Raw genomic sequence first — 14,622 nt, 5'->3', positions numbered from 1 at the left:
CAGGACGGGAGATGTGTAGCATGACCGTGGACAGCGCTTACGCACGGCGGACCGCCGTGGCACCTTCGCCCTTCTTCGACTTTTGGGAGCAACCGCCGATGAGCGACCCCTCGATGGCTCTGCGGACGGCCGTCATCGTCGAAGACGATCCCGACATCCGTCACCTCCTCGTCGAGGTGCTCGAGGCGGCGGGGTTCTCGACGGTCTCGGTCGGCAACGGGATCGACGGGGTCCGCGCGGTGGTGTCCTACCAGCCGCTGATCACCACGCTCGATGTCAACATGCCCGGCATGGACGGGTTCGAGGCGGCACGCCGCATCCGCGCGCAGTCCGACACCTACATCATCATGCTCACGGGCCTCGAGGACGAGGCCGACGTCGTGCTCGGGCTCGGCGCCGGCGCCGACGAGTACATCGTCAAGCCGTTCCGCCCGCGCGAGCTGCGTGCCCGCATCGACGCGCTGCTGCGCCGTCCCCGCACCCAGCAGGTCGCTCATGCGCCGCGCCAGGACAGCGTCGGTCCATCCTTCCCCGGCGCCCGCCCGATCGCGCAGCGCCCGTACGATCCTCAGGCTCCGGCGCCCTACCCGTATCCCTACGAGGGCATGCCCGGGATGTCGCAGATGCCGAGCGGTCCCGCGATGCCCTTCCCCGGTTACACCGGCGAACAGGGCGGACACCCCGGGCAGCCGGCGCCGCAGACCGGTCCGGGATCGCCGCTCGAGCCGATCATCATGGCCGCGCAGTCGGCATCCTCGGGCGACCCCGTCGCAGATCCGAACGCCGGCACCGACCTCGTGCCCGCCGACCAGGGGCCGCGCGAGCTCGCCGGCGTGAATGTGCTCGCTCACCGCGACCTCCAGCTGGACCCCGACACGCGGATCGTCATGGTCGCCGGCGACACCCTCGATCTCACCCGCACCGAGTTCGACCTGCTGGCGACCCTCATGGAGTCCAAGCGCCGCGTCCGCAGCAAGGCCGACCTGACGCTGGTCCTCCGGGGAGAGTCGTACGTCACCTCGTACTTCGTCGGCGAAGCCGACAAGCGCGCGATCGAGGCGCACATGACGAACCTGCGCCGCAAGCTCGGCGACAACCCCACCAACCCCCGGTACATCGAGACGGTGCGCGGCGTGGGCTATCGCCTCACCTCGGAGCTCGTCGCCGGCGCCTGACCCGGGTCGGATCGACCGCGGCCGGGTCTGGGATCACTCCACCTCGCGGGTCAGTTCGATGGCGGCCTTCGGCCACCACACCCCCGCGGCCGGGCCGCCGTTGCATTCGCCGTCGGACTCGCCGGGAGGCTTGATCCAGAGGTTGGTGTCCACCACGTCGTCGGCGAGGGTGCCGCCGGGCTCGCCGATGAGGCGGCCGCGGGGGTTGCACCATTCGCCGTTGGAACCGGCGCCGCTGCGCGACGTGTCGACGACGGCCTTCGCGCCGCCGAGCAGACCCGACAGCTGCCGGGCGTAGGCGAACTCCTCGGTGGCGTGGTTGTAGTTGGAGACGTTGGTGGCGAATCCCCGGATGCTGCCGGTGCGATCGAGCTGCGAGATGAGGCCGGCCATCTCCTCAGGCGGAAGCCAGGTGGAATGGCCGCCGTCGACGTAGATCCAGGTGTTCGGGCCCGCGAGGCGATCGATGGCCCCGCGCAGCTGCGCGACCCGCTCGGCGACGTTCCCGCACTCGGGGGCGAGGGCCAGGCTGTCGGGCTCGAGGACGACGATCTTCTGCAGGTCGCCCGCCGCGCGCAGGCCCGCGGCGATCTCCTCGGTCCACGTGACGTAGTCGGGTTCGTCCAAGCCCCCGGCGGAGAAGTTGCCGCAGTCTCGTCCGGGAAGGCCGTAGACCACGACGGCGATCGAGGCGTCCTGAGCGCGCGCCTCCTCGGCGAGGTGCGTCATGCGGCCGAACACCTCGCCGATCGGGTCTTCCTCGGGGGTGAGCCAGTACGCGGTGGGCTGTGCGGCGAGGTACTCCGTCGCGGCGTACGCGTCGGTGCCGGGATCTTCGGCGGCAAGGGCCTTGGCCGCCTTCGACTCGTCGGGCACGACGATCGTCGTGCCGAGGGCGGGGGGACGGGCGCTGAGCATCTGGAACCCCCAGGTGGCGACCCAGCCGATCGCCGCGAGGATGGCCAGCAGCCCCGAGGCGGCCAGCACGACGAACGCGATGATGAGCCACCGCGGCAACCCGCGGCGGCGACGACGCACGGGTGCGGGGGCAGTGGCCACGAGAGCGATGCTATCGGCGCCGGCGAGTCAGCACGCGCGCCCAGCGGCGTGCGCGCCAGGTCACGCCCTCGACCGTGCGTCGCGACATGCCGCGACGTCGCGCGCGCCGCAGTGCCCGTCCCCACAGCCGGGTCACGCGATCGTCGGAGAACTGCGCCGCCCGTTCGCGAGCCGCGCGGCGTTGGGCGTCGCGTGCGGCCGGGGGTTGCGCGATCACGCTGCGGACGGCGTCGGCCAAGGCATCGACATCGCCGTCCGCCACCAGCATCCCGTTCCGTCCGTGCCGGATGATCTCCCCGGGGCCATAGGGAACGTCGTAGGCGACGGGGATGCATCCCGCCGCCATGGCCTCGAGGATCGCCAATCCGAATCCTTCGGACCGGCTCGTCACGAGGAGGACGGAGGCCTCTCGCAGCACGCCTCTGGCGGCCGGATCATGATGATGCAGGGTGAGCACCGGGTCGCCGTCGATCCTTCGCATCAGGGCGGCGCGGCGTGAGCCGTCGCCCCAGATGTCGAGGGTCAGGGGCGGTGTGACGACGGCATTGACCCGCTCGATCGCCGCGATCGCGTGGTCCACCCGTTTCAGGGCGGACAGCCGGGCGAGCACCACCGCTCCCGCTCGTTCGCTTTCGGCAGGGGGGTTCGAAGGGGGGAGGGTGATCCCGAGCGGAATGGTCACCAGCCGGCCGCGGTGGGCGGTCAGCCGCGCGGCGTGGTCGCGCTGTCGACGGGTGAGGAAGACCACGGCATCGAACGCGTCCAGTCGTGAGAACACCTTCCGACGTGACGGAATCACGTCGGAACCTGGCGAGGACGACACGTGCGCGCCGTGTACGACGTGCACGACGACCGTCCCGCGTCTGCGGTAGCCGAGCAGGCTCCGGGCCGCGGTCTTGCTGTCGATGACGAGCCACGCCCTCGATCCGGCGACGAGGGCGTCGATCCATGCCGCGTAGAGCCCTGAGATGTGGGACCAGGAGCGATGCGGCTGACCGCGCTGATCGCAGACCACGACCGATCGCTTGGCCGACCCGCCGCGTCTGTCGAGGTCACGTCGATCGGAGACGACGAGCGATCCGTCCTGGCGGTAGTGGTCGACCTGCAGTATCTCGCCGCCTGGGCCCCGCCGTTCTCGGCGCAACACCCTGCCGTCATGCTCGAGGCCGACGACGTCGGGGTCGTCCGGGCGGAGGGGACGGAAGGGATGACGAGCGCCGGATCCCCGCTCGCCGGGGAGGGGATGGGTGCGGAGCCAGTCGTAGAGGTTCAGCAGCGACACCCCGTCGATCAGCTCCCCCGCGTCCCGGAGGCGCGACGCGACGTCGGCGTAGTCGATGCGGTCATCCAGGGTGAGGACCGTCACGGCGACGCCGGCCTCGCGTCGGAAGCCCCGGGAACGATGGAGGAGGGCGCCGGTCATCCCCCCGAAGTCGTCCGGGATCGACCAGGTCACGGCGAAGTGCCGACCGGTCGGGAGAGGGGCGGTGAGCACCGAGGGTCCCGACCCTATCGGCGCGCGCGCCCGCGTCGGAGGAGCGCTGCCACGGCGAGGGCGACGCCGGCCAGCACCAGCGCACCGCCACCGACGAAGAGGCCGATGAGCGAGCCGGAATCCATCCCCGAGACCGGGAGCGCCCCGTCCGGAGCGGTCACCGTCACCGCGGCCGTACTGCCCGCCGAGGTCGACGACACCGCGGCGATGTTGTACGTGCCCGAGGCGTTCTGCGGGAGGGTGATGCGCACCGGGGCGATCGAACCGTCGCCGGCCGAGGTCGTCGTGCCGCTGGCGGTGGTGATGGCGAAGCGGACCATGCCGATGTCGGCACCGGCGCCGCTCTCGCCGGTGACGGTGATGGTCACCTGCTCGGCGCTGGAGAATGTCGCCGGCGCGCACTGGAAGGCGAAGCCGCCGCCCGGCTCGACGGTCGCGGGGCTCGTCGTGCACGACCCCGAGGGCGGGTAGATCGATGAGGCGTCGGCAGGGGATGCCGCGTGCGCGGCGCCCGGCGCGCCGACAGCCGCCATCGCCAGGAGGGCGATGAGCGCGACGCGGGGGGAGCGGCGGGACACGCCTCGAGTCTAGGCGGGCTCGCAGACGGCGACGAGGTCGGGAGGCGAAACCAGCGTGGGGGTTGACACCAGCTCCAGTTGCGGAGCCGAGCCCTCCGGGGCGGTGACCGTGACCGTCGCCGTCGCCGATGCCCCGGGTGCCACGTCGACGGCGAAGCTCAGCACCCGCCGCCCGTCGTGGGTGCCGCCGCCGAATCCGACGTCGCCGGTGATGGTGGCATCCTGCAGCTCGAAGCCCTCGGGCAGGTACACGTAGCCGACGGTCCGCGCGATGCCGGGATCGACGTCGAACGCGCCGCCGCCGGTGATGTAGCGGGGGAGCGAGGTGGCCGCGTCGGCGGGCGCGTTGTTGGTCAGCGTGACGGTGAGGGTGGCCGTGCCCGACGCCGTGGGCGAGGCAGCGGAGCCCCCGGTGACGCAGGAGTCCCAGGTGAGGGTGGGAGTCGCGCTGACGTAATAGTCCATCTTCGAGCCCGTGCCGTCGTTGAGGTAGACCCCGAACCGGGCGATGTCGTCGTCGGTCTCGGGCAGGGGCCCCGCGAGGGACGTGCCGTCGAGGAGGGTCTGCTCGTCCTCGCGGGCGCTCCACAGCAGCAGCCGTCGCTCGTCGCCCGCACGCGTCAGAGCGTCCACGAGCGCGGTGGGGTCGGTGCCGCCCGCCGTCAGCGCGCTGAAGACCGAGGCCGCCGCGGCGGCGAAGAAGGCGTCCTGGTCGGCGGGGTCCTCGTAGCGAAAATACACCTCGTTCAGCAGCAGCGGCACCGCGTTCTCCGCCGTGATCACGTCGCCGGTGGGGAGGGTCACAGGCCCGGTGGCGGCGAGGAGATACGACAGTGCCACGGGATCGATCGCGATCACCCCGTCGACCTGCTCGCCGCCGCGCTCACGCGCCCACATCTCGCGGGCGAGGGCGCCGGAGACGGCGAAGTCGGGGATCTGGGTGACGTTCTGGATGAATCGTCCGGGTCGTGCCGAGAAGATCCCCTCGACATCCGAGCCGAGCGGCAGCACCGATTCGTCGTAGCGGGGGAAGTCGGAGGATGACGCCTGCTCGGCCAGCGAGATCGCTCCGCCGTCCGTGCGCACGAGCGCGGTCGCGCCCGGGATGCCACCGAGCGAGCGCCACTCGGCGTTGTTCTGGAACAGCACGAGGTAGGACCGCGGTCCATCGGCGCCGAGCATCGCCGGCAGCAGGGTCGCCGCGCGGGTCAGCGCGCCGGTGGCGGTCTCGGTCTCGTCGAGGAGGGCGCCGACCTCGTCGACGGCCTCGCGCAGCGGGCGGATCAGGGGGGCCCGGTCGATCGCGGCGACCGCCTCGGCTGCGCCGCCGATCGATGCGGCGCCGGTGGCGGCGGCCTCTCGGATGTCGGTGAACGGTGCCAGATCGATCCTGCCGTCCTGGGGACGGAGGGCGGCGAGGTCGAACCCGCTCGCGACATCGGCGAGAGGAGCCAGGGCCGACCCCGCGACGTCGTCGACGGCGGCCGCGACGGTCGAGACCGCCGACAGCTGCGGCCCCGCCCACGGAAGGGCTTCGGCGACCTGCCAGAGCGGGTCGGAGGTGAGAGCACGGGCGGCGGCGGTGTCGGCCGCGACATCGGCGATCGCCGCGGACGCGAGCGCCGGGTCGGTCAGGTCTTCGCGCACCGCGGTGGCCGTCGCCTGCGCGTCGATGAGGTGCTGGGAGGCGAGGAACCCGCGCACCCCCACCCAGCCGGCGAGGAAGACCAGCGCGATGAGGAAGGCGGCGACGACCCAGGCGAAGACGACGCCGGCCTGGCGGAGGGCGCGGGGGTTGGCCGATTCGCTCACCCGATCACCCTAAGCGGTCTTGTCCGCGCGCGCCGGTGCACGAGGGGGTATGCTCGCACCCATCATCGCGCGGCAGGGTCGCGGCGCCGGACCCGAAGGGACCGCGTGACCGCACATCCGACGTCTCCTGTTCGCCCCCGCGCCCCGCGACTCGGTGCGGTTCTCCTGCTGGGCGCTTACGGACTCGCCCTCCTCGTGATCGCCTTCTGGCCGACCCCGGTCGATCGGGGAGCGGGCCCGTTGCTGCGCGGGCTCACGAGGGCGCTTCCGTGGCTGACGTACGACGTGATCGAGTTCAGTGCCAACATCCTGCTCTTCGTGCCGCTCGGGGTGCTGCTGGCGCTGATCCTTCGCGCCGAGCGCCCGCTGATGCTCCCGGTGATCCTCGCCACCACCCTCTTCGTGGAGGGCGGACAGCTCCTCCTTCCCGAACGCACCGCCACGCTCCGCGACGTCGTGGCCAACACCCTCGGCGGTCTCGTGGGCTGGGGGATCGTGACCGTTCTCGAACGCCGCCGCCGTCGTCCTCGACGTATTCCGGCGCATGAACCGTGAACATCTCGTGACAGCGGGCGATTCGATTGGCGGCCCCCTCGGGGGCAGGAGCACAATGACGAAGGTCCGCATCACCCGAAGCTGCGGGCGAAGTGAGGAGACCCATGTCCGACGTCGATGAGCCGCCTCGGCGGCGGCGAACCTCGACCTCGTCGCGCTCGTCCGCCGGAGCGCCGGACGGAGCGACCGCGGTCTACCGGCGGAAGAAGCTGGGGGCTGTCGACGCGACCCCGAAGATCATCGCCGAATACCACGGCATGCGCGGGTGGGAGCCGGTGAAGGATCAGCGTCTCGACCCCGACACGGCGCGGTCGCTTCTCGCGCTCGGCGTCTCGCAGGTGCGGATCCGCCGGGCGTTCTCGACCGTCGAGGTCACCCTCCGCCGCTACCTCGGGCCCGCCTCGTGAGTCTCAGCCCCGAGGGAGAGCGGTTCGTCGCCGACCGGCATCTGGCCACCCTCTCCACCATCGGGCCGCACGGCGGGATCCACGTCGTGGCGGTAGGGTTCACCCTCGTCGACGGTGTCGTGCGCGTGATCACCACCGAGGGGACGCAGAAGGTGCGCAACGTCGAGCGCGACGCCCGCGCCACGGTCGCTCAGGTCGAGGGTGCACGATGGCTGAGCATCGCCGGCTCCGCGCGCATCGAGCGCGACCCCGACGCGGTGCGATGGGCCGAGCGTCTCTATGCCGAGCGCTACCGGACGCCCCGGGAGAATCCGCGACGGGTGGTCATCCGGATCGATCCCGACCGATTCCTCGCCTCGTCAGGGCTCCTGTCCCGCTGACCGCGCAGCGCACCGGCGACCGCCACTGGGCGGTGTCGGCGCGTCGGAGTACCCTGTGGTCATCGGCCGGAGAGAGGACTCCCATGGCCGAAGGATGGAACCCGATCCTCGCCGCGGTCGAGGGCCCGACCGGAACGTGGCGGATGGTCGATCCGGCCGGCGACGATTACGGAACGGTGGAGATTCGACGGGTGATGAACGGTGCGGACGTGCGGTACCGGGCGATGTATCGCGGCGAGATCCTAGGGTGGTCGACCACCCTGCGACTGGCGTGCGAGCAGATCCACCGCGCGTACCTGCGCGCCCACGGGCCCGGCGGTGGGGCGATCGCCGACTGGGGTCGGCGTCCGGTGCCGCGATGACCGCTTGCGACGACCTGGACGGCCTCGACGTGCTCGCCCAGCCGGCGTGTCCGGAATGCGGCACGGCGCTCCGTGACATCCGCCGGGGGTACCGCTGTCCGGCGTGCGGGCTGGTGTTCCTTCCCGACCTCGCCCCTCGGGCGGTCGAAAAGGATGCTCAGCTGATGCGTCCGACGTCCACCGACACCGTGGCTCCGTCCGGAAGCTGATCCAGAAGCGCGTCGGCCACGCCCCGCGCAACATCCGCGGCGCTCGCCGCCCGGTCGACCGCGATCCGCGTCGACACCGACACCACGTCGCCCGCGGTCTCGACGACGACCTCGGGCGGCGGAACCGCGGCGCCGCGCAGGGCGGCGGTGGCCATGTCGGCGACCTGGGTGAGAGCGGGTCTCGGCGAGTACGCGTCGGTGACGCCCGCGACGCCGCGGACGATCGGCGAGAGCCCGGTGCTGGTGAGGGGTGTGCTCATCGCTTCTCCTTCGAGGAACGGCTCCCGTGCACATCCTCCACCGTGACGTTGACGGCGGCGACGTTCAGCTCGGTGTGGCGGGTGAGGGCGTCGTAGACGAGGGAACGGAGGGTGCCCGCCACAGTGGCGAAGGGCTCACCGTAGGCCACCGAGGCGCTGATGTTGATCTCCACGGGGGCGCCGGGGATCTCGGCGTCGCCGACGATCTGCGTCCGGCCCACCACCACGCCGTCCAGGGCGTCGCCGGTCGCCCGCAGCAGCGTGCGCACCGCCCCCTCCGAGACCGTGATCTTCACCCGCGGGTCGGGGTGGTGGATCGGGAAGCTCCGCCCCGCCTTCAGCTCGGCCTGGATCGTGGCGAAGAGGGCGTCGAACCAGCTGTCCGGGGGTGGGGGGAGGCGTGAGGCGTCGTCGGCGACGAGGTCGCGCGAGAGCGCCCCGACCCGCGCGAGCGCGTCGAGGGCGTTGAGGCACTCGGGGCACGTCTCGATGTCGGCGTCGTAGGGCGCGCGGTCGGCATCGAGGTACTCGCTCAGTTCCTCGATCGTCTTCCCGCAGTCGAGAACCACCCGACCGTCCTCGCTCATCGCCATCCCTCCATCTGCGCGGTGATCCGCGCTCTCGCACGGGCGAGGGTGCCCCGCACGGTACTCACCGGCATCTGCATCTCGTCGGCGATCTCGTCGTAACTGAGTTCGGCGACCTCACGCAGTAGCCAACATCGTCGCTGATCGGAGGGCAGTGTGTCGAGCGCTGCCGACAGCGCGGTCAGCTGCGCGTGGCGCATCGCGACGTTCTCCGGCTGAGTGTCGGCGCTGTGCGGCGCGTCGAGATCGGCGATGTCGGCGTCCCTCGGGCGCCGGCGGAGGTACGCGGATGCCTCGCGGCTGGCGATCCGCATGAGCCAGGCCCTCACGGTCGAGTGGTCGCGCAGGCTCGGCAACTGGCGCCACGCCGTGACGAACGCCTCCTGCACCACGTCGTCGGCTTCACTGCGCGATCCGACCATCCGGATGACGTAGGCGCGCATGAGTCCCGAGTGGCGACGCACCAGCTCGCCGAAGGCGACGGTGTCCTGGTCGAGCGAGCGCGCGACGAGCATCGCGTCGGACACCTCGACGAGCCCTTGGGCCACAGCGACCTCTCAGAAAAATCTTGCGACGAATTCGTGACGAATCCGCTCCGACGACCCTCTTATCTCTGAAGCGAACGTACTGCTTCGGTGCCGGAGCGCATGCTCTTGCGCACCCCGGAACGATCAGATAGTGAAAGGACTTCTCATGGCCACTTCGGACCAGAACCCCGCCGCCCCCGCCGCCCCCGCCGCGCCCAAGGTCGCGTCGCGCGTCGACCGCTCCGTCTCGAGCTCGCTGACGGGCGCGGACAGCTCCGCCGGCGGTCGCACCGTGATCGCGGACAACGTGGTCGCCAAGGTGGCCGGCATCGCCGCTCGCGAGGTCTCGGGCGTCTACGCCCTCGGCGGCGGAGCCTCGCGTGCCTTCGGTGCGATCCGCGACGCCATCAACGCCACCGACCTCACGCAGGGCGTGAAGGTCGAGGTGGGTGAGACCCAGGCTGCCGCCGACCTCACCATCGTGGTGGAGTACCCGGCGCCCATCCAGGAGGTCGCCTCCCACGTCCGCACCGCCGTCGCCGGCGCCATCACGCGCCTGGTCGGACTCGAGGTCGTCGAGGTCAACGTCGAGGTCAACGACGTGCACCTGCCCGGTGACGACGACGACAGCGCCGAGGAGTCGCGCGTCTCATGAGTGCCACGATGACCGGAGTACTCGTCGGGGCGGTGCTCGCCTTCGCCGCTCTGCTGTTCGGGTTCTGGGGATTCCTCCTCGTCGCCCTGTTCATGGCGATCGGCGCGGGGGTCGCGCGCGTGGCCTCGGGCCAGCTCGACCTCCGGGCCGTCGCCGGAGCATTCAGCGGGAGGCGGACGTCATGACCCTGGCCGACTCGGTGGGACAGGCGGTGGGCGGCCGGCAGACGGCCACCCCCGCCGGCCGGGTCGACGTCACGGAGCGCGTCTTCACCAAGGTGGTACGGGCGGCCTCCGCCGAACTGATCGGGATCGGACGCGATGCCCTCAGGGCGGAGGTCGCCGGATACCGCGGCGGTCTGGCCGTACGCCTGGCGACACCCCTCCCCGTACCCCCCCTCGATGATCCTGATGCCGTCCGGGCCATGCCCGGAGTGATCGAGCGCAGCAGGGCTCTGCAGGAACACCTGCAGGAGCGCCTGTCACGCCTCACCGGCCGGGACATCACACGAATCGACATCACGGTCACCGGAGCGGTGACCCCCGAACGAAGGAGAGTGAGATGACCGATCGGGCGCTGTCGCGCGTCGTGCGTCGTGAGACGCACTCGCCGCGCACCGTGGCGATGTTCGTCGCGGTCATCCTGCTGATCCTCGCTCTGATCTACGTCGGTGTGGAACTGGTGCTGTCGCTGCTCGCGCAGCCGGCGCTCGTGGCCGCGCCGGGGGCGATCGCGCAGTGGCTGGTGGCCCTTCCCGGCGACCAGCCCGCCCCGCTGGTCATCGTCGGCGGCGTCATCGTGGCCATCCTCGGCCTGGTGTTCGTCATCCTGGCGGTGACCCCGGGACGGCTGTCCAAGCATGAGCTCGCCTTCGACGGTTCCGAGCGCGCCGTCGTCGTCGACAACGGCGTGATCGCCGCAGCGGTCGCCCAGAAGGTCAGCGCCGATTCCGGCGTCGCCCGCGACCGGGTGACCGTCGGGGTCGCGCACCGCACGGTCGACGTGACCGTTCGTCCCGATCCCGGGGTGGAGATCGAGCGCGAGAGCGTTCGCCGTGCCGCCACCGAAGCGCTGGACGCCTACCGCCTGGTGCCCCGGGTCAAGGTCCGGGCGCGTATCGAGCAGGCCCGACAGGAGGACGATTTCCGATGAACGACACCAATCGCGTACTGAACCGCGTCGTTCTGTTCGTGGTGGGCCTCGTGCTCATCGCTCTGGGTGCCGTAGCCGTCCTCGCCACCGCCTGGAACCCCGCGCGGGACGCGTGGTCGGCGGCGACCGGGGCCGGCGACTCCTGGCTCGCGGGTGCAGCGGAGGCCACCGCCATCGGTGCCACCACGGCCTCGTGGGTCGCCGTCGGCGGGGTCGCCGTGATCGTCCTCGCCGTCGCCCTGCTGATCTTCCTCCTCACCCGCGTGGGAGGCGGGCGCTCCCGAGTGGTGTTGCGATCGGCTGCGTCCGAGACGCCTCTCGGCCGCGTGGTCGTGCGGGAGGGGTTCGCCTCCGACGCGCTCAAGAACGCACTGTCGACCAGGCCCGACGTGCTGTCGGTGTCGGTGTCGGCCGCCGACATCCGTCGGCAGCCGGTCATGCACGTGGCGGTCACGCCCCGCCAGAACACCGATCCGCGGGCGCTGGCCGAAGACGTCGATCGGCTCGTGGCGAATCTCGCCATCGTCACCGGGCAGCAGATCCCCACGTACATCTCGGTGCACTCGGGATTGCGGGCCAAGCTCGCCGCAGACCACCGCCGACTCGCCTGAGCCGGCCCCTCACGTTCCCTCCCATCCGAAGAAACACACACACAGAAAGGAGACCCCCATGGGACTCGACGACAAGATCAAGAACGCCGCGCAGGAGATCGCCGGGAAGGCCAAGGAGGTCATCGGCAACGCGACCGACAACGACAAGCTCGCTGCCGAGGGCAAGGCCGACCAGTCCAAGGCGAACATGAAGCAGGCCGGCGAAGACGTCAAGGACGCCTTCAAGAAGTAAGCCGGCCCCTCGAACGTCCCGACCGTCCCACAGCGGTCGGGGCGTTCACCTTTTCCGCGGTGTAACGCACCCGCAACGGCTTGGCAAGTCCCTTCCCGTTCAGGCCGGTCGGCGTAGCGTCGACGACAGCCGATCGAAAGGAGAACCATCATGGGACTCGACGACAAGATCAAGAACGCCGCCGAAGAAGCCACGGGCAAGGCCAAGGAGGCCTTCGGCAAGGCCACCGACAACGAGCGTCTCGAGGCAGAAGGCGAGCGCGACCAGACCAAGGCCAACGTCAAGCAGGCCGGCGAGAACGTCAAGGACGCCTTCAAGTAAGACGTCCTCCCACGACACCGACGGCCCCGGCATCCCCTGCGGATGCCGGGGCCGTTTCGCCTCCGGTGAGGTGGAGGCGTGGGCTAGGCGCGCAGCGCCTGCTCGATGTCGGCGATGAGGTCGGCGGGGTCTTCGATCCCCACCGACAGGCGCACGACCTCGACCGGCACGGCTGCGTCGGTACCCCGCACCGAGGCGTGGGTCATCGCATCGGGGTAGTTCACGAGCGACTCCACGCCGCCGAGCGACTCGGCGAGCTGGAAGAGCGCCGTCGACTCCGCGAACCGGCGGGCGAGTTCGCCCGACTCGAAGGCGACCGAGACGATGCCGCCGAAGTCCGACATCTGACGCGCCGCGATGGCATGACCGGGATGGTCTTCCAGCCCGGGGTAGTACACGTGCGCAACGTGGGAGTGGTCTCGGAGGAAGGCGGCGATCGCGGCCGCGTTGGCGCTGTGGCGTGCCATCCGGATTCCGAGGGTCTTGATACCCCGTGAGGCCAGCCACGCGTCCATCGGCCCCGAGACCGCGCCGACGGCGAACTGCAGGAACCCGATCTTCTCGGCGAGCTCGTCGTCATCGAGCACGAGCGCGCCGCCGACGACATCGGAGTGCCCGCCGAGGTACTTCGTCACCGAGTGGACGACGACGTCGGCGCCGAGGGCGAGGGGACGCTGCAGCGCTGGGGTGGCGAAGGTGTTGTCGACGACGACGAGCGCTCCGGCCTCGTGCCCGATCGCGGCGAGCTCGGCGATGTCGGTGATCTTCAGCAGGGGGTTCGACGGCGTCTCGACCCACACCAGCTGCGCGGGGCGCTCGGCGAGGGCGGAGCGGACCGCCGCGGCGTCGGACATCTCGACCGTGCGCATCTGCACACCCCACGGCGCGAGCACGCGGGCCAGCAGCCGGTGGGTGCCGCCGTAGACGTCGTTGCCGAGCAGCACGCTGTCGCCGGGCTTCAGTGTCGCGCGCAGCAGCGCGTCTTCGGCGGAAAGGCCCGACGAGAACGAGAAGGCGTGGGCGCCGCCCTCGAGGGCCGCGAGCTGACGCTGTAGGGCCGTGCGGGTCGGGTTGCCGCTCCGGCCGTACTCGTAGCCCTGGCGGAGCCCGCCGATGCCGTCCTGCGCGAAGGTGGTGGAGAAATGCACCGGGGGGATCACCGCTCCGGTGGTGGGGTCGAACTCCTGACCGGCGTGGACGGCGAGGCTGTCGAAGCGGTGGGTGCTCTTGTCGACGCTCACGGCAGGTTCCTCGTCATCCATTCGTCATCGAAGATCTTGCTGATGTAGCCGCGGCCGGAGTCGGGAAGGATGACGACGACCACGTCGTCCTCGCCGAGATCGCGTGCGGTGCGAAGGGCGGCGACGACCGCCATCCCGCACGATCCTCCGACGAGGAGGCCCTCCTCGCGCGCCAGGCGCCGGGTCATCTCGAACGACTCGCGGTCATCCACCCGCTCATAGCGGTCGACCACGTTCGGATCGAAGGTGGTGGGCCAGAAGTCCTCGCCCACGCCCTCGACGAGGTAGCCGTGCACCGGGCCGCCGGAGTAGATCGAGCCCTCGGGGTCGGCGCCGATGACCGTGACGCGGCCGTCGGAGACATCCTTCAGATACTTGCCCGTGCCGGTGATCGTGCCCCCGGTGCCGATGCCCGCGACGAGGTGGGTGACCCGGCCCTCGGTGTCGTCCCAGATCTCCGGGCCGGTGGTCTCGTAGTGCGAGAGCGGCCCGTTGATGTTGGCGAACTGGTTGGGCTTGAACGCCCCCGGGATCTCCTCGGCCAGCCGGTCGCTGACCGAATAGTAGGAGTCGGGATGATCCGGCGGCACGTTCGTCGGAACGGTGACGATCTCGGCGCCGTAGGCCCGGAGGACCGCGGTCTTCTCGCCGGAGAACTTCTCGGGCACCACGAAGATCATGCGGTACCCGCGCTGGAGGGCGACGAGGGCCAGGCCCACGCCGGTGTTGCCGCTCGTGGCCTCGACGATCGTGCCGCCGGGCTGGAGCTGGCCGCTCTCTTCGGCGGCGTCGATCATGCGACGCGCGATGCGGTCCTTGACCGATCCGCCGGGGTTGAAGTACTCGACCTTCGCCAGCACGGTCGGCTTGACATCAGCGACGACGCGGTTCAGGCGGACGAGGGGAGTGTGGCCGACGAGGTCGGCGACGTGGGAGGCGTAGCGCACGGTGTGTTCCTGAGTAAGGGCTGCTCGTGGCAACCGGAGGTGAGTGGTCGTCGAAGG

21 protein-coding genes are annotated in these 14,622 nt (G+C 70.9%); 12 read left to right on the top strand and 9 right to left on the bottom strand.

The genetic code is table 11. The features are described from left to right. Positions 1 to 98 precede the first annotated feature (98 nt). Positions 99 to 1,175, top strand: a complete 1,077-nt coding sequence (locus DT073_RS00840; RefSeq protein ID WP_124291684.1) for a response regulator transcription factor — start codon at positions 99 to 101, stop codon at positions 1,173 to 1,175. A 33-nt stretch (positions 1,176 to 1,208) separates the two neighbouring features. On the opposite strand, the gene DT073_RS00835 is transcribed toward DT073_RS00840, so the two are convergent. From DT073_RS00835 to DT073_RS00820, 4 genes are read right to left on the bottom strand one after another with little or no spacing between them, the layout of a single operon-like run. Beyond that, positions 1,209 to 2,234, bottom strand: a complete 1,026-nt coding sequence (locus DT073_RS00835; protein WP_240638665.1) for a glycoside hydrolase family 6 protein — start codon at positions 2,232 to 2,234, stop codon at positions 1,209 to 1,211. A 10-nt stretch (positions 2,235 to 2,244) separates the two neighbouring features. Continuing rightward, positions 2,245 to 3,729 (bottom strand): glycosyltransferase, encoded by a 1,485-nt coding sequence (locus DT073_RS00830; protein ID WP_124291683.1) that lies wholly within the window; start codon positions 3,727 to 3,729, stop codon positions 2,245 to 2,247. A gap of 14 nt (positions 3,730 to 3,743) precedes the next feature. Then, positions 3,744 to 4,307 carry a cell wall protein gene (locus DT073_RS00825; RefSeq protein ID WP_124291682.1) on the bottom strand — a complete coding sequence of 188 codons (564 nt, stop codon included), beginning with the start codon at positions 4,305 to 4,307 and terminating at the stop codon, positions 3,744 to 3,746. Positions 4,308 to 4,316: 9 nt separating this feature from the next. Next, a complete protein-coding gene (locus DT073_RS00820; RefSeq protein WP_124291681.1) occupies positions 4,317 to 6,119 on the bottom strand; it encodes a DUF4012 domain-containing protein in 1,803 nt (600 codons plus the stop codon). 105 nt (positions 6,120 to 6,224) lie between these two features. On the opposite strand from DT073_RS00820, the gene DT073_RS15750 reads away from it, so the two are divergent. The 4 genes from DT073_RS15750 (at position 6,225) to DT073_RS00800 (ending at position 7,823) form a co-directional block, all read left to right on the top strand. Next, positions 6,225 to 6,674: a VanZ family protein gene (locus DT073_RS15750; protein ID WP_164478112.1), complete on the top strand. Its 450-nt coding sequence runs from the start codon at positions 6,225 to 6,227 to the stop codon at positions 6,672 to 6,674. Positions 6,675 to 6,778: 104 nt separating this feature from the next. Continuing rightward, complete coding sequence (locus DT073_RS00810) at positions 6,779 to 7,081, top strand: hypothetical protein (RefSeq protein WP_124291679.1); 303 nt, start codon at positions 6,779 to 6,781, stop codon at positions 7,079 to 7,081. After that, the gene (locus DT073_RS00805; protein WP_124291678.1) at positions 7,078 to 7,461 is read left to right on the top strand and encodes a PPOX class F420-dependent oxidoreductase; all 384 of its coding nucleotides are present in this window, start codon (positions 7,078 to 7,080) and stop codon (positions 7,459 to 7,461) included. The genes DT073_RS00810 and DT073_RS00805 overlap by 4 nt, the downstream gene beginning before the upstream one ends. An 83-nt stretch (positions 7,462 to 7,544) precedes the next feature. Next, positions 7,545 to 7,823 (top strand): hypothetical protein, encoded by a 279-nt coding sequence (locus DT073_RS00800; protein WP_124291677.1) that lies wholly within the window; start codon positions 7,545 to 7,547, stop codon positions 7,821 to 7,823. A gap of 157 nt (positions 7,824 to 7,980) precedes the next feature. Here DT073_RS00800 and DT073_RS00795 read toward each other — a convergent pair whose 3' ends face one another. From DT073_RS00795 to DT073_RS00785, 3 genes are read right to left on the bottom strand one after another with little or no spacing between them, the layout of a single operon-like run. Further along, positions 7,981 to 8,292, bottom strand: a complete 312-nt coding sequence (locus tag DT073_RS00795) for a hypothetical protein (protein ID WP_124291676.1) — start codon at positions 8,290 to 8,292, stop codon at positions 7,981 to 7,983. Beyond that, positions 8,289 to 8,879 (bottom strand): Asp23/Gls24 family envelope stress response protein, encoded by a 591-nt coding sequence (locus DT073_RS00790; RefSeq protein ID WP_240638664.1) that lies wholly within the window; start codon positions 8,877 to 8,879, stop codon positions 8,289 to 8,291. Before DT073_RS00790 ends, DT073_RS00795 begins: the two co-directional genes overlap by 4 nt. Then, positions 8,876 to 9,427 carry an RNA polymerase sigma factor gene (locus DT073_RS00785; RefSeq protein ID WP_240638663.1) on the bottom strand — a complete coding sequence of 184 codons (552 nt, stop codon included), beginning with the start codon at positions 9,425 to 9,427 and terminating at the stop codon, positions 8,876 to 8,878. Before DT073_RS00785 ends, DT073_RS00790 begins: the two co-directional genes overlap by 4 nt. 145 nt (positions 9,428 to 9,572) lie before the next feature. On the opposite strand from DT073_RS00785, the gene DT073_RS00780 reads away from it, so the two are divergent. The 7 genes from DT073_RS00780 to DT073_RS00750 all read left to right on the top strand — a co-directional run bounded on the left by DT073_RS00780 (position 9,573) and on the right by DT073_RS00750 (position 12,377). Further along, positions 9,573 to 10,061, top strand: coding sequence for an Asp23/Gls24 family envelope stress response protein (locus tag DT073_RS00780; protein ID WP_124291674.1), 489 nt, complete (start codon positions 9,573 to 9,575; stop codon positions 10,059 to 10,061). After that, positions 10,058 to 10,246, top strand: coding sequence for a DUF2273 domain-containing protein (locus DT073_RS00775; protein ID WP_124291673.1), 189 nt, complete (start codon positions 10,058 to 10,060; stop codon positions 10,244 to 10,246). Before DT073_RS00780 ends, DT073_RS00775 begins: the two co-directional genes overlap by 4 nt. Continuing rightward, positions 10,243 to 10,626, top strand: a complete 384-nt coding sequence (locus DT073_RS00770) for a hypothetical protein (protein ID WP_124291672.1) — start codon at positions 10,243 to 10,245, stop codon at positions 10,624 to 10,626. Before DT073_RS00775 ends, DT073_RS00770 begins: the two co-directional genes overlap by 4 nt. Next, complete coding sequence (locus DT073_RS00765) at positions 10,623 to 11,213, top strand: DUF6286 domain-containing protein (protein WP_124291671.1); 591 nt, start codon at positions 10,623 to 10,625, stop codon at positions 11,211 to 11,213. The genes DT073_RS00770 and DT073_RS00765 overlap by 4 nt, the downstream gene beginning before the upstream one ends. After that, positions 11,210 to 11,824 carry a hypothetical protein gene (locus DT073_RS00760; RefSeq protein WP_124291670.1) on the top strand — a complete coding sequence of 205 codons (615 nt, stop codon included), beginning with the start codon at positions 11,210 to 11,212 and terminating at the stop codon, positions 11,822 to 11,824. The genes DT073_RS00765 and DT073_RS00760 overlap by 4 nt, the downstream gene beginning before the upstream one ends. Before the next feature lie 58 nt (positions 11,825 to 11,882). Beyond that, positions 11,883 to 12,056 carry a CsbD family protein gene (locus DT073_RS00755; protein ID WP_124291669.1) on the top strand — a complete coding sequence of 58 codons (174 nt, stop codon included), beginning with the start codon at positions 11,883 to 11,885 and terminating at the stop codon, positions 12,054 to 12,056. 150 nt (positions 12,057 to 12,206) lie between these two features. Further along, complete coding sequence (locus DT073_RS00750) at positions 12,207 to 12,377, top strand: CsbD family protein (protein ID WP_124291668.1); 171 nt, start codon at positions 12,207 to 12,209, stop codon at positions 12,375 to 12,377. An 83-nt stretch (positions 12,378 to 12,460) separates the two neighbouring features. Here the strand turns inward: DT073_RS00750 and DT073_RS00745 are convergent, their stop codons facing one another. Both DT073_RS00745 and DT073_RS00740 read right to left on the bottom strand, forming a co-directional pair. Then, a complete protein-coding gene (locus DT073_RS00745) occupies positions 12,461 to 13,639 on the bottom strand; it encodes a cystathionine gamma-synthase (RefSeq protein WP_124291667.1) in 1,179 nt (392 codons plus the stop codon). Continuing rightward, positions 13,615 to 14,565: a cystathionine beta-synthase gene (locus DT073_RS00740; RefSeq protein WP_124291666.1), complete on the bottom strand. Its 951-nt coding sequence runs from the start codon at positions 14,563 to 14,565 to the stop codon at positions 13,615 to 13,617. The genes DT073_RS00745 and DT073_RS00740 overlap by 25 nt, the downstream gene beginning before the upstream one ends. Between the last annotated feature and the right edge of the window lie 57 nt (positions 14,566 to 14,622).

Source organism: Microbacterium sp. ABRD28 (assembly GCF_003850245.1).
GTDB lineage: Bacteria > Actinomycetota > Actinomycetes > Actinomycetales > Microbacteriaceae > Microbacterium.
This window is presented reverse-complemented; position numbering and strand designations above follow the sequence as displayed.

Bases quoted from the DNA above. Each gene is read 5' to 3' on its own strand.
- DT073_RS00745 (WP_124291667.1), bottom strand. From the start codon at position 13,639: ATGGATGACGAGGAACCTGCCGTGAGCGTCGACAAGAGCACCCACCGC.
- DT073_RS00840 (WP_124291684.1), top strand. From the start codon at position 99: ATGAGCGACCCCTCGATGGCTCTGCGGACGGCCGTCATCGTCGAAGAC.
- DT073_RS00760 (WP_124291670.1), top strand. From the start codon at position 11,210: ATGAACGACACCAATCGCGTACTGAACCGCGTCGTTCTGTTCGTGGTG.
- DT073_RS00750 (WP_124291668.1), top strand. From the start codon at position 12,207: ATGGGACTCGACGACAAGATCAAGAACGCCGCCGAAGAAGCCACGGGC.
- DT073_RS00755 (WP_124291669.1), top strand. From the start codon at position 11,883: ATGGGACTCGACGACAAGATCAAGAACGCCGCGCAGGAGATCGCCGGG.
- DT073_RS00775 (WP_124291673.1), top strand. From the start codon at position 10,058: ATGAGTGCCACGATGACCGGAGTACTCGTCGGGGCGGTGCTCGCCTTC.
- DT073_RS00795 (WP_124291676.1), bottom strand. From the start codon at position 8,292: ATGAGCACACCCCTCACCAGCACCGGGCTCTCGCCGATCGTCCGCGGC.
- DT073_RS00765 (WP_124291671.1), top strand. From the start codon at position 10,623: ATGACCGATCGGGCGCTGTCGCGCGTCGTGCGTCGTGAGACGCACTCG.
- DT073_RS00790 (WP_240638664.1), bottom strand. From the start codon at position 8,879: ATGAGCGAGGACGGTCGGGTGGTTCTCGACTGCGGGAAGACGATCGAG.
- DT073_RS00800 (WP_124291677.1), top strand. From the start codon at position 7,545: ATGGCCGAAGGATGGAACCCGATCCTCGCCGCGGTCGAGGGCCCGACC.
- DT073_RS00770 (WP_124291672.1), top strand. From the start codon at position 10,243: ATGACCCTGGCCGACTCGGTGGGACAGGCGGTGGGCGGCCGGCAGACG.
- DT073_RS00810 (WP_124291679.1), top strand. From the start codon at position 6,779: ATGTCCGACGTCGATGAGCCGCCTCGGCGGCGGCGAACCTCGACCTCG.
- DT073_RS00780 (WP_124291674.1), top strand. From the start codon at position 9,573: ATGGCCACTTCGGACCAGAACCCCGCCGCCCCCGCCGCCCCCGCCGCG.